Here is a 17,093-nt window from a genome sequence, read left to right on the forward strand (position 1 = left end):
CGCCATAAGTTTTAAGTGGCTTTGTGTTTCGCTGCTTGATCCGCTGTTTTTTTCGGGTAATCTTTAAGCGCTGCCGAAACCTCAACCGGCATACTCGCACCCACCCCAATAGAGCAACTGACGTTATTTATCGCCAGTTGCTTTTTTTATGCATCCTGACTCCTGTTCATATCAACCGTCCATCAGCAAACGGAGGTTGTTATGTAGTGCTTAATGAACGGAGCAAGTATGAAATCCTTCCTGGCAGTGTGCTTTAACTTATCGAAAACCATGATAGATGGTCTTGGCGAAGAGCAAGGAGCCAATACCATTTGGTTGCCGATGATCCCAGCCGGTGACGTAGTGGGCCGCGATGGCCGTTCCTGGAAGAACTCAAACCCGGATGGCATTGTTGCCGCTTTCGATTCAAAGCTGCCTTTTGATATTGAACACTCTACGGAGATTCGAGGACCGGAGGGCAAGGATGCCGATGCTGCCGGTTGGATTTTGGCTTTGGAAAATCGCGGTGGTGAAATCTGGGCTCAGGTCGAATGGACCTACCTTGGCCGCTATAAGATAAAGGACAAGCTCTACAGCTACTATTCCCCGGCGTTCAACCACGACAGCGAAGGCGTGATCACCTCTATGAGCAGCGCCGGCCTGACCAACAAACCCAATTTTTATGTTCCCGCCCTTAACCGACAAGAGGACAACCCCATGAAGCTGCCACAGCTCATCGCGGCTGCACTCGGCCTTGCCGAAACAGCAACCGAAGAACAGGCGGTTACTGCGATTAACTCACTCAAGAGTGAGAAAGAAGTCGCATTGAACCGTGCCGCCCAACCAGACCTGACGCTTTACGTGCCCAAGGACACTCACCAGATTGCCCTGAACCGCGCCGAAAGCGCCGAAGCCAAACTGGCCGAAATCCATGAACAGGAGATTGATGCCCTGGTTCAGTCAGCGATTGATGAGGGCAAGGTGGCACCGGCAAACAAGGATATGTATGTCGGCCTGTGTCGTATGGAAGACGGGGTCGAGAAGTTCAAAGCCTTTGTTGGCTCCGCCCCTGTGATTGCTACCAACTCGCAGAAGAAGGCGCCAAAAACTAACGGCGATGCCGAGCTCGAAGAACACGAGCTGGCGATGTGTCGCAAGATGGGTGTCAGTAAGGAAGAGTTCCTGGCAGCCAAAAACCAACTGAACGTAGGAGCTAACTAATGGCTACTGAAGCACAAGTATTGGAAGCCCTGCAGGCCACTATGTCTGCGGCCTACACCAAGGGCCTGTCGGCAGCAAAGCCGCAATGGAACATGATTGCTACCGAAGTGCCCAGCTCAGGTGCAGCCAACTTTTACGGCTGGCTGAAAGACCTGCCAGGCATTGTCGAATGGACCGGCGCCCGTCAGTTGGCCGACATGGGCAAGCATGGTTACTCCATCGAGAACAAAACGTTCGAGAGTTCTATTTCGGTATCCCGCGACAACGTGGATGATGATCAGATTGGTCACTATAGCGTGATTGCCCAGAACTACGGCGATCAGGTGGCCTATTTCCCGGACACCCTGGCGTATCCATTGTTGGCTGCAGGCTTTAGCACCCTGTGTTATGACGGTCAGAACTACTTCGATACCGATCACCCACTGGAAACCACGCCGGCGACAACCTTCTCCAATGTGGTTGGCGATCCGCTTACCGATACCGGTGAGCCCTGGTTCCTGATTGACGATACCAAGGTGCTCAAGCCTGTGGTGTATCAGAATCGCCGCCCGTTCGTGTTCAAGAACATGAACCCGAACGAAGAGTACACCTGGTTCAACAACAAGTACGCAGCAGGTGTTGATGGCCGCTGTAACGTTGGATTCTCGTTCCCTCAATTAGCGATTGGCTCTAAGGCCGCGCTCACCGAAGCCAACTACGAAGCCGCCAAAAAGCTGTTGCAGAAGATGAAAAAAGTAGACGGCACCCCAATTGGTACCCGTGCAACCAAGCTGGTTGTCGGACCCGACAATGAAGCGGCAGCCAAGAAGCTGATTGCCCGCATGCTCATCGAAGGTGGCGATACCAACATCTACTACAACGATGTTGAGATCGTGGTGTCACCGCTGATTACAGCATAACCACAAGCCGCAACCAGGACGGACACCGGCGCAAGGACGCGCCACCCTTTAACCGGAGATCAAGATGGCCAGTCAAATAGTTACGGTACAAGGTGACGATTGGACGCAACTCAGTGCTGCCGAGAAAGGCTGCTTTGAAAACCAAGCGGGTGCCACCTTGCTGTACTGGGTATCAGACGTTAAGCCTGATGCAGCGCAAACAGTCGGCCATAACTTAAGGCATCTGGGGGATGTTGGCTTTCAAGTGAACACATCGCTGTCAATGAAGGTCTGGGGCCGCACCTTGTCCAATGCCGGCAACGTCATTGTGACGGAGTACTGAGCATGTTTGGCGACTGTTGTCCGTTCGTTGTTCCCAAAGTATTGCTGCGAGCCAGCTTTGTTACCCAGGATGCGAACGATGCCAAGCAGTCTCTGGCAGTGGATTATCAGCCAGAGACCATTCTTTTTAATCAGGTCACATTAACCGATCCATCCATTGATGTTGACCTGGTTACCGGTGAGATAACAGCGCTCAAACGCTTCTCTGGAATGGTGAGTTTGAGCCTGAGTTGCTTGCGTGAACAAACCGGTACCGCCGTGATTGACTGGGGCGTGTTCATTGAAGTTGAGGACGGCCAGGGAGGCTGGGTTCCGTATGAGGGTTCGCTGCGCCCCATCACCCTCAACACCCAAACGACCAATGAGAAGCGCACCATAGATTACACCATTGCTGTGGATATCAACGCCTTGCAGAAGTTCAGGTTCAGGCATTACACCTCGGACGCCGCAAAGCAAGTGTCTGTTATCTCCTTTGCTGCCGCCAACGGTTTGCCGGCATCTGCCGGAGTGATCTTAAGCATGTGGGGCGTTAAACCATAACCACAGGTTCTTCAAACTGAGTTTAAAAGGAGCTCAACGTGAGTGGAACGAAAACAACTAAAGGCGCTGGTCGCCCCCGGAAAACTGCAGCAACTGCAACCGGGCAAACAGTGGCAGAGAATTCTGCCATCAAAGAGGCGCAAGCCAAATCGGACGAAGCTTTAGCCGAAATAGAAGCCAAGGCCAAGGCTGAAGCAGAGGCGCAAGCCAAAGCCGATGAAGAAGCCAAAGCCAAGGCCGAAGCAGAGGCGCAAGCCAAAGCTGATGAAGAAGCCAAAGCCAAGGCCGAAGCAGAGGCGCAAGCCAAAGCTGATGAAGAAGCCAAGGCCAAGGCCGAAGCAGAGGCGCAAGCCAAACAAAACGGGAGTAAAGATGAAAGCGTGGATCTATCGCAAGGTGATGCTGGGGCTGCTAAACCTGGCGCTGATGCTTGCACCCTTCTTGGTGCTTTTGAAGTACGTGCTAAGTCGGACGCTGGATTTTGGCGTAGCGGCGTGCAGTTTCATCGTCTCAAGAAAACGCTGGTGCTCATGGTGGAGCATGAAGCGGATGCGGCTGCGGGAGTTCATGCGCAGGGTTATGAGTCAGAGCAGGTGGTATTGCTCACTAAAGAAAAAGCGCAGCGAGTATACCGGGAACCCAACTTGATTGTTGAACCCGTTGAACTCGAAGACTTAGTCGACCAGGTATGAGGTAACGCGGATGGCAACTTATGCAACCAAGCAAGACCTGATTGATCGCGATGAGTCAATGCTGTGGAACTTCGCTATCGATAGGGATACCGGCGAACTGAACGATACCTATATCAACCAGGCGCTTGAACAAGCGGATGAAGAGATAGACTCGTTCCTGGGGCGTCGTTACGTGCTGCCCCTGCAGGCTGTACCCGGGATCTTGAATAAGATTGCCATCCTCATTGCGTTCTACTGGTTGGCGGACAGGGATAACCAAGCCACTAACCTTCTTGAAGATCGCTACAAGATGCAACTGGAAACGTTGCGCGAGATAGCATCCGGCAAGCGGGAACTTGGCCTGCCAACCATTGAAGCGCCCGCTGAAAGCAGCGTTGGCAAGGTGGAGCTGGTACAGGACAACGAGCGCCTGTTTACCCGGAACAACTTACGGGGCGTTCTCTGATGTCTATCAGTATGCAGGTCACAGGTACCGAGCAGCTGCAGCGTTATCAGCAGCTGCTGGAAACCCTGGGCAACCCCAAGCATAAAATGGCGCTGCTCGACACCCTGGGCGCCGTGGTTGAAAGCCAGACCAGGAGACGTATCGCCGATGAGAAGCAAGCGCCTGATGGCAGCAGCTGGCCCGATTGGTCTGCTCCATACGCCAAAACTCGCCACGGTAATCAGTCATTGCTGCAGGGTGAAGGTGATCTGCTCGACTCCATTCAGTATCTGGTTGAACGTGACCAGGTTCGAGTGGGCTCACCATTGCCTTATGCGGCTGTGCATCAAGATGGCTTTGCAGGTTCGGTGCAAGTTGATGCTCATACTCGTGTTGTCAGTCAGGCATTTGGCAAGGCTATCGCGCCGCGCACGCAATTTATTTCAGCATTCAGCCGGGTGATGAATATTCCTCAGCGCCAGTTCCTGGGGTTGAGCCGTGATAATCAAACCGAGGTGTATGCCGTGATTGGTGACTTTTGGCAGGAGCTTATGCAATGACCACTAGACCTGATTTTAACCTTGTCGGCTCTACCGTGTACGCCTGTAACAAGGTGGTGGAGTACCTGAAACCCCTGCTGGAAGGTAGCGCACGCGATCTCGATAAGGTGGAAACTGTTGAGCGGCATATTGGCCGCTTCGACACCGCACAGGATGTGAAGCGCTGGCTGTCAAAACGTGATGGCGGTATCCGTATTGCCGCCCTGAGCGTAGCCAATTACCAGCGCATTGGTGGGCGAATTGTCGGTACCGTCAATATGGCGGCCTATGTATTTACCGCCGAACGCTTTGCCTACCCCAAGGACACACTGGCCGAAGTCATCGCAGGCAAGCTGGTTGCCGCAATGATGAATAAGGTGTCACCACCGGAGGCGTATTCGAAGGCCGACAATTTCCGCGCAGACAACTTGTACAGCACAGGTATCGATGAGCTGGGAATCGCCTGCTGGGCCGTGAGCTGGTCACAGCAGTGGTATCTCGATGAAGCTATTGACCAGGCTTCGCTGGATGACTTCCTCCGCTTTGGCCTCTCCGGTGAGCTGGCAGACGGCGCACCAACCATTGACGGCGTAGTAGACCTGCCGCAATAGCGGTATCAAAACAGGAAATGGATCATGTTGATTAACGTAAAACCTGCAAACAAAGCCGTGCCGGTGCGCAAGCCGGACGGCAGCTATCTCGCCGAAGAAGGCGAAAACGTTACCCGTTCATCATTCTGGGTTCGCAGACTCAAAGATGGTGATGTGGTGCAACAGAAAGCCACTGCCAAGCCAAAGGCTAAAGCGAAAGGAGAATAACCATGGCGTTAGGCAATATCCCCAACGATATCAAGGTGCCGCTGGTCTATATCGATATCGATAACAGTCAGGCGCTGTCCGGTACCCCGGCACTGGCACAAAAGGTGCTGGTGATTGGTCAGCAGTTGGCCACTGGTACGGCTACAGCATTGACACTGAACCGGATAACAACCAGTGAAAGCCAAATGGATTCGCTCTATGGCTATGGTTCAATGCTGTCACGGATGCTGAAAACGTTTCGTCAGTCCAATGGCTATACCGATGTTTACGCCCTGGGCGTGGCCGACCTTGGCGGCAGTGCGGCCAAAGGTGAAATTACCGTGGCAGCGGTAACGGCCAAGGCAGGTGTTATTGCACTGCTCATCGCCGGCGAATCTGTGCAGGTTACGGTCAATGATGCAGATGATGCAGACACCATCGCGGCGGCCATCATCGCCAAGGTAAATGCCAACGTGCACTTGCCGGTAACTGCTGCGTTGAAGGCAGCGACTACCGATACCGTTGAGCTCACCTGCAAATGGACCGGTGCCACTGGTGATGACATCGATATCCGCTACAACTACTACGACGGTGAAGTGTTGCCAACAGGCGTCACCCTCACCCTGGTCGAAATGACCGGCGGCGCAGGTACCCCGGATATGGATGCGGTGATCGCCGCAATTCCAAACGAGTGGTACAACCATATTGTGATGCCGTTCAACGACACCCAGAGCCTCAACAAGCTGCGTGACGAACTGGTGACCCGCTGGGGGCCGCTGAAGATGATTGAGGGCATAGCCTACACCGCATTCCGTGGCACCTTTGCCGAGACCGGTGCATTCGGTACCGCCCGCAATGACTACCTTTTCACTTGCATGGGTACCAACAAAGCGCCCCACTCACCCTATGAGTTTGCCGCGGCTTATGCAGGCCAGGCGTCTTACTCCTTGGGGGTAGATCCGGCGCGGCCATTGCAGACCTTGGTGATGACAGGCTTGCTGCCACCCGCCAAAGATGTGCAGTGGGACAGCACAGAACGCAACCTGCTGCTGGGTGATGGTATCGCCACCTACATGGTGACCCCTGGCGGCGAAGTGGCCATTGAGCGCGAAGTCAGCATGTACCGTGAGAACGCCTTTGGGGATCCTGATCCAAGCTACTTGGATATCACTACTCCGGCCACGCTGGGCTACCTGCGTTATTCACTGCGCACCATGGTGACCAATCGCTTCCCGCGCCACAAGCTGGCCAATGATGACGTGCTGGAGCGCCTTGACCCAGGCCAACCGGTGGTGACGCCCAAGATTATGCGCGCCGCCATTCTGGAACTCGCCAATAACGACTGGGTACCCAAGGCGCTGATGGAAGACTTCGAGGCGTTCAAGGACAGCCTGGAAGTGTACCGCGATGCCGGCGACCAGAACCGCCTTAACTGCGTATTCCACCCAGACATTGTCAACCAGCTGCGGATCTTCGCCGCATTGATGCAGTTCAAACTCTAATTAGGGAGCTATCAACATGGGACAAATCCTTGGTGAAGTGGTTATTCGTGCCAACAGCAAACAGCTTAAAACGAAAAAGGGCTCGACTCTTAGCCCGGGCGGCTATACCCGTACTCCCCACGTGGGCCCAGGCCGCGTATGGGGGCAGTCGAACGAATACACGGTACCCACCATTGCGGTGGTAATCGCTGCCGATGAAGATGTGGATGTGCTGGAGATCAACAATATTACCAATGCCACCCTCACCTGGGAGGGTGATAACGGCGTTGACTATATGATGACCGACTGTGCTCCGCAGGCTCCATTTACCGTGTCTGACTCAGGGGAAATTACAGGTACGTTCCAGGGTAACCGGGTGGAGCGTATCTGATGGCAATAATGACCTTTGAACTGGAGCACGGTGTCGAGTCAGACGGTGATAACGGTAAGGTCATTCACAAGGAGGTCGGCTTGCGAGAGCTGGCCTCCGGTGACTATATCGATGCGCAAATCGCAGCTGAGAAAGTGGTGGTTCAAGACGGCAAGGCCATTGCTTATACCAGTGACGTGCTCTATGGCCTGGAGTTACTGGTGCGCCAGGTCGAATACATTGGCCGTATCCAAGGGCCAATCAATATCAAGACCCTGCGCAAGTTACATCAGGATGACTTTAATTTGCTGCAGCACAAAGCCTCTGAGCTGGACCAGCTTATTGCCGAGGAGCTGAAAAAGCGGGGGCGATAATAAGGCGCTGGCGGATGTTTGCGAAGACTTGCAGTTGGCGTTGTCTTCGAGGATCCCGCTTAGCGTCTCCGCTTCAATGTCACTCCGCCAGCTTTGGCGCAGTTTCTCAAAGTTAAGAGATATGATTCATGGCCCAGCAACTTAAAACCGACATCATATTGAACTTGGCCGGCAACCTTGCCGCCAAGGCGCGCCAATATGGCAACTCCATGAGCGACTTTGCCAAGCGAAATGAAAAGGCAATGACCCTGGTTCGCCGTAGTACCGATGCTGCGGGGCGGGGTATTGATGCGATTGGTAACCGCTATGTGGGTTTGGCTGCCGGGCTGGTAACTGGTGCTACTGTGCGCAACATAGGTAACTTCTCTGAACAGATGACCCGCATAGGTACCAACGCCAAGCTGACAGATGAGCAGGTATCGCAGTTAAAAGGCAATATCTTGTCGTTGGCCAATCAGGCCGATATCCGCATTGATACCACGGCGTTCGCGGCGGCTGTTGATGAACTGCTGGGAAAAACAGGTGACTTTGAATTTGTCCTCAACAACCTGGAAAACATGGGGCTGTTCATGCAGGCCTTTGGCGCAGATGCTAAATCAAGCGGTGCGCTGTTTGCCCAGTTCCGCGAGAAAGGTATTAAAGACGCCAAGCAGGTAATGAATACCATTGACGACTTATACAGTCAGTTCGCCATCGGTAGCGTTAACGTAAAAGACCTGGCATCTATTTCAGAGCAATTATTCGCGACATATCAAAGCAAAGGTACCCAGGCAATAACGCAAATGGCGGCATTGGTGCAGCTGTTTGCAAAGGCCAAGGGTAATGCGAACGAATCATTGACATCTATTCAAGCCGTATTCGCGACCTTCTCTGATAAGAAAAAGGTGGAATTTTTAAATAGGCAGGGAATAGAGGTATTCAAAAAAGGTACCAAGGAACTGCGCCAGCCTGTTGAGTTGTTGCTGGAGGTTTTGGATAAAGCAAAGAATGACCCATTGAAGCTAGGTGATGTATTCGACCAAACAGCCATTCAAGGTTTGTCGTCATTATATTCGCAAGAGAATAAAGAGTTGTTGCAGAAGATGACAACATCATCAGGTGAATATGGCGAAACCCAAAAAGCCGCTGCAAAGAATGCAGCCGAGTTTAATAACGCAATAAAGGCGCTCAATACATCATTCAATAATTTTGCAGAGAGCCGCCTATCCCAACCTATTAAAGACCTCGCCGATGCTATTAACGGTGTTGACCAGGAAACCATTGATAACTGGCTCAAGTGGGGGGAAACCGCTCTATGGGTTGTTGGTGGTTTGGTCGCCGCTAAAAAAGGCCTTGAGGTTGCCAGCGATATCAAGAATATCTTCGGCAGCAAAGGTAAAGGCGCTGCAAGCGGTAAAGGTGGCTTTTCGGATTTGGGCGTAATGCCTGTGTACGTGGTGAATATGGGCCAGGGCGGCATGGGCGGCGGTATGCCGGATGTTGCCGGTGGTTCCAACCAAAAAGGAAAGGCTGGCGGCGGTGCCAAATTATTCAGCATGCAAAATCTTGTGGCGCTTGGCACAGTCGGTTTTGGCCTGAGCCAGGCGGAGAACTTTCCCCTGCTTAAGATAGGACGTACCAGCGAAGAAGAAAAAGCCCTGGCTAAATCCTATGGCCTTGTGGCTGAACCTGGTTTGATGGACGCCATTGACGGCATTAAAAAATGGTTGGCCGGTGAAATGAAAACGGTTGCCGACCCTAATGCTGACATCCGCAATATGGTTAACGGTGTTGGTGGCCAGTTGAACCTCAAGCTGGACTTATCAGATAACAGACCAAGGTTAACGGTAGAAAAAGCGCCACCGGGTATTACTGTGGATCCCGATACAGGTATCAATTAAAGGGGCTGTAAATGGCATTTGAAGATCGTTTGTCCGCCTCCTTTCGGGGGGTGGCGTTTTTACTGGAAGAGGCCGACGGCGAAAGTGGCCGCCGCGCCGTTCCCCATTCATATCCCAAGAAAGAACTTGGCTATACCGAAGACAACGGCAAGGTGTTAACCCGGGAAAACATTACCGGGCGGGTGCTGGGTGATGACTATTTACAGCAGCTTGAGGCGATACTGACTGCGCTAAACCAGCCCGGCCCAGGTGAACTTGTTCATCCCTGGTTTGGTATTCGTAAGGTGCAGATAGGCAGGGTTAGCCACAAGCTGGTTAATCGAATTGATGGTACCGCTACGTTTAGCTTTGAGGTGTTTGAGGTGGGTGAAAACCTGTTCCCCAATGCCACCTCAGACACAGCCACAGAAGTTAATAGCGAAGCGCAGAATACCCAAGTTGCGATTGAGCAGACCTTCGCCAACGAGTTTGATACCGATGCCCTGGATGGCGTTGGCGACATGTTGGACTTATTCCTTGATGATATGGACGAACTGGCGCGGGGCTTGCCTTCGCTGCCGGATGAACTTCGCCAGTGGGCAGACAGACTTGTTCGCACCAAGGACTCTATTGGCAACTTATTGGCACAGCCTGGCGAACTGGCCCGCGAAACCATGGGTTTGTTGGAAGACATTAAAGGCGTAGTCACCGACCCAATCCGGTCACTTGAGGTATACCGAAACGTGCAGAACCGCTGGCAAGGTACCCGTGCAGAGCTGGCGGTAACCGGTGGCCTGGCCAGAGATATCAGCAGCGATGGCGGCATGGCAGCATCGGTACCTAAAGTATCCAATCCGACCAAGCAGGAAGCCATTCTTGCCAATGCCGCGGCATTCAAAACGCTGGTGCTCAATAGTGCTGCAGTATCTCAGTGTTCGGCTTTGGCAGAGGCCGACATAGTGCAGAAGCTGGATGATCAACCAGAGATTGTTGAAAGCCTTTCCGGTGCCGAGCGTAATGCGATTCTTACCGGGCAACAGCTTAAGTCGATAGGATACGGCATTGCAGAACAACTGGCTGATTACGCAGCAGCTGCGGTTGAGTCAGGGAGCTCTGCGGTTTGGCGCCAGATGCGCAGGTTACGTCAGGCGGTGTTGGCTGATACCAGAGCAAGGGCGGAACTGCTGCCGCAGGTAAGTATCTACCGTGCAACGACTACTGTTCCCGTTGCTTTGGTGGCATGGCAGGAAACCGGCAATACAGAACGGCGCGATAGCATAGTGAAAAGAAATGGGTTTTCAAACCCGGCTTTTATTTTGCCGACAGATGATGTTGAAGTTATTTCCGGGAGTTAATTGATAATGGCAGAAAACATTATATTGAAAGCCGGGGGTAATATTTATCAAGGGTGGACAAAAATATCCGTTACCCGTTCGCTTGAAGCTATGTCTGGCACATTCGATTTGGAATTAACGTGGAAATGGCAAGGGCGTCAAGGGCAATATGAAAAGTTCATGGAGCCAATAAAGCAGGGGCAGCAATGCACAGTTGATATCGGCAGCGAGCGAGTAATTACCGGTTATGTTGACGACTGGATCCCAAGCTACGATGAAACAACCGTCACTATTGCGGTGTCTGGCCGTGATAAAACTGCCGACCTGGTTGATTGCTCTGTGGATATTCAAAGCGGCCAGCTGAATAACCAAACCCTAAGCCAAATAGCCAATACCGTGTGCGCTCCATTTGGTATTGCAGTGGTGGTGAATACTGATGTGGGTGAGCCGTTTCAGCGTATTCAGGTTGAACAGGGTGAGACTCCGCACGAGCTGCTTTCACGCCTCGCCAAGCAGCGAGGTGTGCTGCTAACCAGTGACACCCTTGGCAACCTGGTGATCACCCGTGCCAGCAAAGAGCGGGCCGGTGTTGCCCTTAGACTTGGGGACAATATCAAAGCAGGCCGAGGGCGCTTTAGTTGGCGGCAACGATATAGCAAGTTCACAGTTAAAGCCGCTGGTGCCGGACATGGTGCATGGGATAGTTCTGCGCTTTCCACGGTTGGCGGCATCAAGGCAGATATTACTGATAACGAGATAATCCGTTATCGCCCCATGATTATCATTAACGAAGAGATCACTACTGCAGAAGGCGCAGCAAAACGCGGCCAATGGGAGCGTCAGCGCAGCATAGGAAAATCGAACAGCGTTGAATATACGGTGACTGGATGGCGGATACCAAAAACAGGCAAGCTATGGGATATCAATAAAATTGTACCTGTGACCGATGAAATTATGGGCCTTGATAGTGACATGCTGATTTCATCTATCATGTTCAGCGAAGACGATAGCGGCCGTTTGGCTGTAATCAGTGTGGTGAGGCCAGAGGCTATGGATATTCCTGCCCAAGTTGTTAAGAACACCAAGCTGGGAGGTGGTCAATGGTAACTGAGCGCTATATCGATAAGCTGCTGGCACCCATACGCCGCAGGATAACCGGCATGCTCACTCGTGCACTGGTAACCGGGATTGTTGAAGACTTGCAGCGGCAGAACCTGCAACTGAAGATGCACGCCGATGAGTCAGGTGACAATATCGAACGCTTCCAGAACTACGGCATGAGCTCATATCCACCAGTGGGTGCTGAGGCGATTGTGGCGGCCCTGGGTGGTAGTTTATCTGGACTGGTAGCCATTGCCGTTGAAGATAAAAAATATCGGCCCCATGGTGAAAATGGTGATGTTTTTATATACCATCTTGAGGGTCACAAAATCCGCTTGACCCAGGCTGGCCAGATAATCGTTACAGCAACCGACGTTATTTTCGAAGCAGCCAATTCCTTCACTATTATTTCCCCTGAAACATTAATTCAAGGCCCGTTACATGTGACAGGTGGAATATCAACAGACCTGGGGATTTTCGCTTCAGGTGGTATCACATCAGATAGCGTAGTAACTGGCTTAGACTTGTCGGCCAATAACATCTCGTATCTTGGGCATATTCATCAGGACGCAGAAAGCAGGCCGACATCGCCACCGGAATAGGTTTGTTATGAGCGTTAGCATCGTGCTGGACATGGTGAAAAATGCAGGTGTCATCATCGAGGGAGGAAATATCAATGGCGAAATTTCCTCCCTCGTTTTGATCTCATTGTTTACCGATGCCAGAGCTGAAGACTCAGATACGCTGCCTGATGGCTCAGCTGACCAGCGAGGATGGCCTGGCGATACTTTCTATGATGCGCCTTGGGGCTCAAAAATATGGTTGCTGTATCGCGAAAAGCTGACCGATGAGGTGCGCAACAGGGCTGTTAAATATGCACAAGATGCTCTCGCATGGATGTTGGCTGACCAAGGCAATGGTGTGTTGGCTAAGTCTGTTGTGGTGACCGGCTCGATTCCACGGTTTCAGACCCTGGCCTTGAAGATTGTGATCACTAAGCCTGATGGTGAGGTGATCTCATTTACAGCGTCGAAGAAATGGGAGTCTCAACGTGCCATTTAATGTACCTACACTGCGCAGCCTGGTAGAAAGTGGCTTAATTGATATTGAAGCCTCGTTGGATACCGTTTTGCCTAAATTCGGTATCGAACAGGCACTGAACGCCGCAGTAAGCGGTAGCATTCGCGATCTCTATGATTATCAAAGTTGGATCGTTCGCCAAATCATTCCGTCTTCTGAATCAGAAGATCAAACCATTATCGATACCGCCCGTTATGAGGGTGTGATCCAGAAGCTGGCCACCAGTGCCGCAGGCTCTGTGACCTTTACCGGTAATGTGCCTATTCCCGTTGACACTGTGATGACACATTCAGATGGCCGCCTGTATCGGGTGACGCTATCGAATGCGCCATCCGGTGGCTCTGTGGAAGTTCAGGTTGAGGCGGAGGAAACCGGAGCAGCCGGGAACTTACTGGCCGGGACGGTATTAACTCTGGTTTCTACTGTGCCAGGTATTCAACCAAATGGGATTACCGGTGACATAACGGGTGGCGCAGATCTTGAACCCGTTGCCCAGGTGCTGGAGCGTTTGCTATTCCGTAAGCGCAATCCGCCAATGGGCGGCGCTGTTCACGACTATGTGGCCTGGTGCCGCGAAGTTCCCGGGGTAAATCGTGCCTGGGCCGTGGACAACTACCAGGGCCCGGCGACAGTAGGCTATGCGTTTGTTTTTGATGATCGCCCCGATATCCTGCCAACGTATCAAGACCAGGTGGCCATGGCCGACTACATCTACCGCCATCCTGATCCTGCAACTGGTGCTGACGTTGGCCGGCCTGGTGGTATTGAGGCCGTATACATTCCACTGGCGCTGAAAATCACCGATTTGGATATCACTTTGACGCCGGATACCGCTGAACTGCGCCAAAGCGTTATGACCAGTGTTAAGAGCTATTTCAACACTCTCAGCCCAGGCGAAACATTGCTTCTTTCTGGTGTGCGCACGGCTATTGGGGCAACTGTAGGCGTAAATAATTACTTGCTGGATCTAAATGCAGATGTCACCGCTTTATCAAACGAACTGCATGCACTGGGGGCCGTGACATGGGGCACTCCGTAGAGCAATGGACTAACTCAATAATGGCCCAGATGCCTCGCGGCATTCTGTGGCCAAGAGAAGTGCAACTGGACCTGAGCAAGTATGCAGCTGGATATGCACCACGTCTGGAAGGCGCTGAGCTAAGTGCTGATGAGCTGCTTAATGAAATGCGGCCAGAGACGACTACCAAGTTGTTGGATGAGTGGGAAGAGTATCTGGGTCTTCCCGAGTGCAAAACTGACCTTGGGAACAACATTGAATACCGGCGCTATGCAGTAGTCGAAAAATACCACCGCAAAGGCGGCTTGCAAGCATGGAACGTTCAGAAGTTAGCGACAGATTTGGGGTTCACGGTAGAAGTTGATGAGACATTCCCGCATCACTGTCTGCGTTCCTGCGTTTACCCATTATGGGAACAGAAATACCGGCACATTATGCGTGTGACCGTATACGGCATTCCAGGGGCCTACATGACTTGCTTGGATGATGTATTGACACCGCTACTGACATCCGATGCCGGCGTGCTTGAGTGCACGTTGAATCGTTACAAGCTCGCAGGCTTGTACTACGAGTTTTACTACGCAAACGAACAATGAACACGCTTTTTATGGCGGTTAAATCGTTTTTTAATTTGGAGTTTAGCAATGTATCCTTTACAAAATGGCTCACAAGCTGCCTCTCGTCCTGCTAACAAACCAAAGTCTGGTTCCCCTGGTTACTTTACCGAGTCAGGTGACAACAATGTACCAAGCTATCCAGGTGCTGATTGGTTTAATGATGTTATTGATGAGTTTTTGAATTTGCGTTCCGCTGCTGGTAACCCAGATAGTGAAAATCGAGATATATTGCTAAAAAGCATATTAGCGTTGCAGAAAAAATATGACAACGTATGGAGTATGCTTGATCAATCATTCCCAACAGTTGCTGGTTCTATATATTGTACTGGAAATGGATTTTGGTTATGTAACAGTTCTGCCAGTGCCAATTTAGATGATTACAGCCCTATAGGTAGTGTTTATGTTGATGATTTTTCTGACGAAACAGGAAACTATCAAGCTGCATATGACGCTATTGTTTCTCATGTTGAAAGCGGTAGCACCATAGAGTGGAGTTCAGGTAAAGAATATGTCGGGAACTTTGTTGCCGACGGAAAGGCGTTCCACTTGAATGTTAACAACGCTAAGTTAAAGAATTTATCTGATAACACATATGTTTTAGCCATGGTTAACTCAAATGAGACCGAATATCAAGTACTGGAGTCAGAACTGTTTCGTCAAGGTCCTGGGTTCAGTGTGTCCAACGCTAGTTCTGTTTTTAACGTTGGTGATATTGGATATCTTTGGGACAGTGCCCTTCGCCCAGCCGACGATGAAGAAGTTAATTTTGAATGCGTCAAGATAGCATCAATTTCGGGTGATTTTATAACTGTTGAGGGAGGATTAAGGAGTTACAAGGGCGCAGGGCAGATACGTTTTTATCACTTCAATAGTCAGTTAAAAGATTGTTCGATGAAAAATGTACGCATCTCGTGTAGCCCAACGTTTGCATTTAATGCTGCCGCCATCATTGGATTTGATAAAGTTCGTCATTCTGATGTTGAAGTTGACGGTGCCTATTTTGACTCAATGACAGTTCGCAAAAGCTACGACGTGATCGGCAAAGATACACGTCCGCTAAATCCACGAGAAACGGCATTGGGGGGGACGGGTTATGGGCTGAATTACCGAATAGTGACAAAATTTGAAGTAGAGAACGTTAATGGCCTCGGATGTCGACACGCATACGATCAAGATGATGCATATCGCGGTCAAATTACCAATGTTGAAGATGGTGCAGATCAATCGAGTTGCTGTGTTCTTGCTCACAATGGCTTTGCATCAGATTTAGTTGTTAGAAACGTAAATGCAAGTGGAGAATTGTATCCAGTTAGCACCTCAGACCAGGGTTATGGCACGGGTGCAGGTAGGGCACTGAAAGAAAATCATCCTCTCGTTAATGTGTCAATCAATAACGTACGAGGAGAAATACCAGCTACTAAAGATGTTAATGCATTTAATATTGCTGGAGTCTACTTAAGACAAAACACTGACAACGTAGACATATACGATGTCTCATGGACATATCTAAATAGTGCCAGTGTTACAGGTGGTGGGTCTAGCGGGGTTAGGATAGATGGTATCCCCCTGGGGAACACATCGATAAGGAAGGTAAGCGGCAACAAGATAGGCATTGGCGTTATTGTAGGGTCAGCGTCTGGCAATGTATCCAATGAAATATTGGTTGTTGATGATGTTCAGGTGACTGAAGTGTTCAAGACAGCTCGGATTTTGGGTCGCATTAACTTTTCAATAGATCACATTAGTCACGACAATATAGTCGATACTCTTTTGGTTGAGGCTCTGGACGGGGCAACAGGCGATATCAATGACTACTCTGTTTTTATTGGAGGAGCGATACGCTATAAGGGTTCTGATAAAATAATATACACAAATACGAGCAACTTAAGAGCAAAGGGCGAGATGGCCAAGCAATCCAGGACGAGTTCTACTGTGGTATCCGTTGATAATGGATCGAGTCTAACCCTGGCAGAGCTACAGAATAAATCTGCTCTTCTCAGGCTTTCCGCACCAGCTCCTGGCTCTTACAACATGAGCGCGAACTTTCTTCCAAATCCACGCATAGACGGCCAAGAGGTTGTGATAACAGCGGTCGTTGGCGATTTAACTATCCCTGCAGGTGGCACACTGGATCAAGCCACAACAATCAATCAAGGACAGACAGTGAGATTCGTTTCAATAACCTCATTATGGAGGCGTACCTAGTACCAAGACTACTAAATTGAGCACTACCGCAATTGCTCGTTTTAGTAGTCCTACGTGCTCATTTTGCACGGCGCGCTACACCCAGAGCCGAATAGAAGTTGGGGATCATGCCATAGCGAGTCTTGATCTCCTGCAATATGGGTTTGGCCAGTTCATCGGCATTGTCCAGAGTGCACTTGGTTAACCTTTCCACACTAAAACTCCTGTTGCTGTTAGCCGTTTACGGCTTGAGCGCAACGGCA

General features: G+C 51.0%; 21 protein-coding genes. 20 read left to right on the plus strand and 1 reads right to left on the minus strand.

Translation table 11 applies throughout. The features are described from left to right. Window positions 1-228 precede the first annotated feature (228 nt). From K5621_RS02450 to K5621_RS02545, 20 genes are all read left to right on the plus strand, one after another. Window positions 229-1,200, plus strand: coding sequence for a phage protease (locus K5621_RS02450; protein ID WP_245003126.1), 972 nt, complete (start codon window positions 229-231; stop codon window positions 1,198-1,200). Then, the gene (locus K5621_RS02455; RefSeq protein ID WP_221050335.1) at window positions 1,200-2,099 is read left to right on the plus strand and encodes a Mu-like prophage major head subunit gpT family protein; all 900 of its coding nucleotides are present in this window, start codon (window positions 1,200-1,202) and stop codon (window positions 2,097-2,099) included. Before K5621_RS02450 ends, K5621_RS02455 begins: the two co-directional genes overlap by 1 nt. A gap of 64 nt (window positions 2,100-2,163) precedes the next feature. Next, window positions 2,164-2,421 (plus strand): hypothetical protein, encoded by a 258-nt coding sequence (locus K5621_RS02460; RefSeq protein WP_221050336.1) that lies wholly within the window; start codon window positions 2,164-2,166, stop codon window positions 2,419-2,421. 2 nt (window positions 2,422-2,423) lie between these two features. Further along, window positions 2,424-2,960: a hypothetical protein gene (locus K5621_RS02465; RefSeq protein WP_221050337.1), complete on the plus strand. Its 537-nt coding sequence runs from the start codon at window positions 2,424-2,426 to the stop codon at window positions 2,958-2,960. A gap of 38 nt (window positions 2,961-2,998) precedes the next feature. Continuing rightward, a complete protein-coding gene (locus K5621_RS02470; protein ID WP_221050338.1) occupies window positions 2,999-3,652 on the plus strand; it encodes a hypothetical protein in 654 nt (217 codons plus the stop codon). 10 nt (window positions 3,653-3,662) lie between these two features. Beyond that, window positions 3,663-4,097 carry a gp436 family protein gene (locus K5621_RS02475; protein ID WP_221050339.1) on the plus strand — a complete coding sequence of 145 codons (435 nt, stop codon included), beginning with the start codon at window positions 3,663-3,665 and terminating at the stop codon, window positions 4,095-4,097. Further along, complete coding sequence (locus K5621_RS02480) at window positions 4,097-4,636, plus strand: phage virion morphogenesis protein (RefSeq protein ID WP_208180664.1); 540 nt, start codon at window positions 4,097-4,099, stop codon at window positions 4,634-4,636. The genes K5621_RS02475 and K5621_RS02480 overlap by 1 nt, the downstream gene beginning before the upstream one ends. Further along, window positions 4,633-5,226: a hypothetical protein gene (locus K5621_RS02485; RefSeq protein ID WP_221050340.1), complete on the plus strand. Its 594-nt coding sequence runs from the start codon at window positions 4,633-4,635 to the stop codon at window positions 5,224-5,226. The genes K5621_RS02480 and K5621_RS02485 overlap by 4 nt, the downstream gene beginning before the upstream one ends. A 24-nt stretch (window positions 5,227-5,250) precedes the next feature. Then, window positions 5,251-5,433 carry a DUF2635 domain-containing protein gene (locus K5621_RS02490; RefSeq protein ID WP_144361180.1) on the plus strand — a complete coding sequence of 61 codons (183 nt, stop codon included), beginning with the start codon at window positions 5,251-5,253 and terminating at the stop codon, window positions 5,431-5,433. 2 nt (window positions 5,434-5,435) lie between these two features. Next, window positions 5,436-6,914 (plus strand): phage tail sheath subtilisin-like domain-containing protein, encoded by a 1,479-nt coding sequence (locus tag K5621_RS02495; RefSeq protein WP_221050341.1) that lies wholly within the window; start codon window positions 5,436-5,438, stop codon window positions 6,912-6,914. 16 nt (window positions 6,915-6,930) lie between these two features. Continuing rightward, complete coding sequence (locus K5621_RS02500; protein ID WP_221050342.1) at window positions 6,931-7,284, plus strand: phage tail tube protein; 354 nt, start codon at window positions 6,931-6,933, stop codon at window positions 7,282-7,284. After that, window positions 7,284-7,637 carry a phage tail assembly protein gene (locus K5621_RS02505; RefSeq protein WP_221050343.1) on the plus strand — a complete coding sequence of 118 codons (354 nt, stop codon included), beginning with the start codon at window positions 7,284-7,286 and terminating at the stop codon, window positions 7,635-7,637. The genes K5621_RS02500 and K5621_RS02505 overlap by 1 nt, the downstream gene beginning before the upstream one ends. Window positions 7,638-7,765: 128 nt before the next feature. After that, complete coding sequence (locus K5621_RS02510; RefSeq protein WP_221050344.1) at window positions 7,766-9,517, plus strand: phage tail tape measure protein; 1,752 nt, start codon at window positions 7,766-7,768, stop codon at window positions 9,515-9,517. An 11-nt stretch (window positions 9,518-9,528) separates the two neighbouring features. Then, window positions 9,529-10,851, plus strand: a complete 1,323-nt coding sequence (locus tag K5621_RS02515) for a DNA circularization protein (protein ID WP_221050345.1) — start codon at window positions 9,529-9,531, stop codon at window positions 10,849-10,851. A gap of 6 nt (window positions 10,852-10,857) precedes the next feature. Next, the gene (locus K5621_RS02520; RefSeq protein WP_221050346.1) at window positions 10,858-11,937 is read left to right on the plus strand and encodes a phage baseplate assembly protein; all 1,080 of its coding nucleotides are present in this window, start codon (window positions 10,858-10,860) and stop codon (window positions 11,935-11,937) included. Further along, window positions 11,931-12,533: a phage baseplate assembly protein V gene (locus K5621_RS02525; RefSeq protein ID WP_208193553.1), complete on the plus strand. Its 603-nt coding sequence runs from the start codon at window positions 11,931-11,933 to the stop codon at window positions 12,531-12,533. The genes K5621_RS02520 and K5621_RS02525 overlap by 7 nt, the downstream gene beginning before the upstream one ends. Before the next feature lie 7 nt (window positions 12,534-12,540). Continuing rightward, window positions 12,541-12,993, plus strand: coding sequence for a phage GP46 family protein (locus tag K5621_RS02530; RefSeq protein WP_208180656.1), 453 nt, complete (start codon window positions 12,541-12,543; stop codon window positions 12,991-12,993). Next, complete coding sequence (locus tag K5621_RS02535; RefSeq protein WP_221050347.1) at window positions 12,983-14,050, plus strand: baseplate J/gp47 family protein; 1,068 nt, start codon at window positions 12,983-12,985, stop codon at window positions 14,048-14,050. The genes K5621_RS02530 and K5621_RS02535 overlap by 11 nt, the downstream gene beginning before the upstream one ends. Before the next feature lie 20 nt (window positions 14,051-14,070). Beyond that, window positions 14,071-14,625 (plus strand): YmfQ family protein, encoded by a 555-nt coding sequence (locus tag K5621_RS02540; RefSeq protein ID WP_245003127.1) that lies wholly within the window; start codon window positions 14,071-14,073, stop codon window positions 14,623-14,625. Between the two features lie 48 nt (window positions 14,626-14,673). Then, window positions 14,674-16,851 (plus strand): hypothetical protein, encoded by a 2,178-nt coding sequence (locus K5621_RS02545; protein WP_221050349.1) that lies wholly within the window; start codon window positions 14,674-14,676, stop codon window positions 16,849-16,851. 58 nt (window positions 16,852-16,909) lie between these two features. On the opposite strand, the gene K5621_RS20075 is transcribed toward K5621_RS02545, so the two are convergent. After that, entirely contained in the window at window positions 16,910-17,044 is a 135-nt protein-coding gene (locus K5621_RS20075; RefSeq protein WP_280638580.1) for a hypothetical protein, read from the minus strand. Window positions 17,045-17,093 lie beyond the last annotated feature (49 nt).

The sequence above is a fragment of the Shewanella carassii genome, assembly GCF_019670705.1.
Lineage (GTDB): Bacteria > Pseudomonadota > Gammaproteobacteria > Enterobacterales > Shewanellaceae > Shewanella > Shewanella carassii.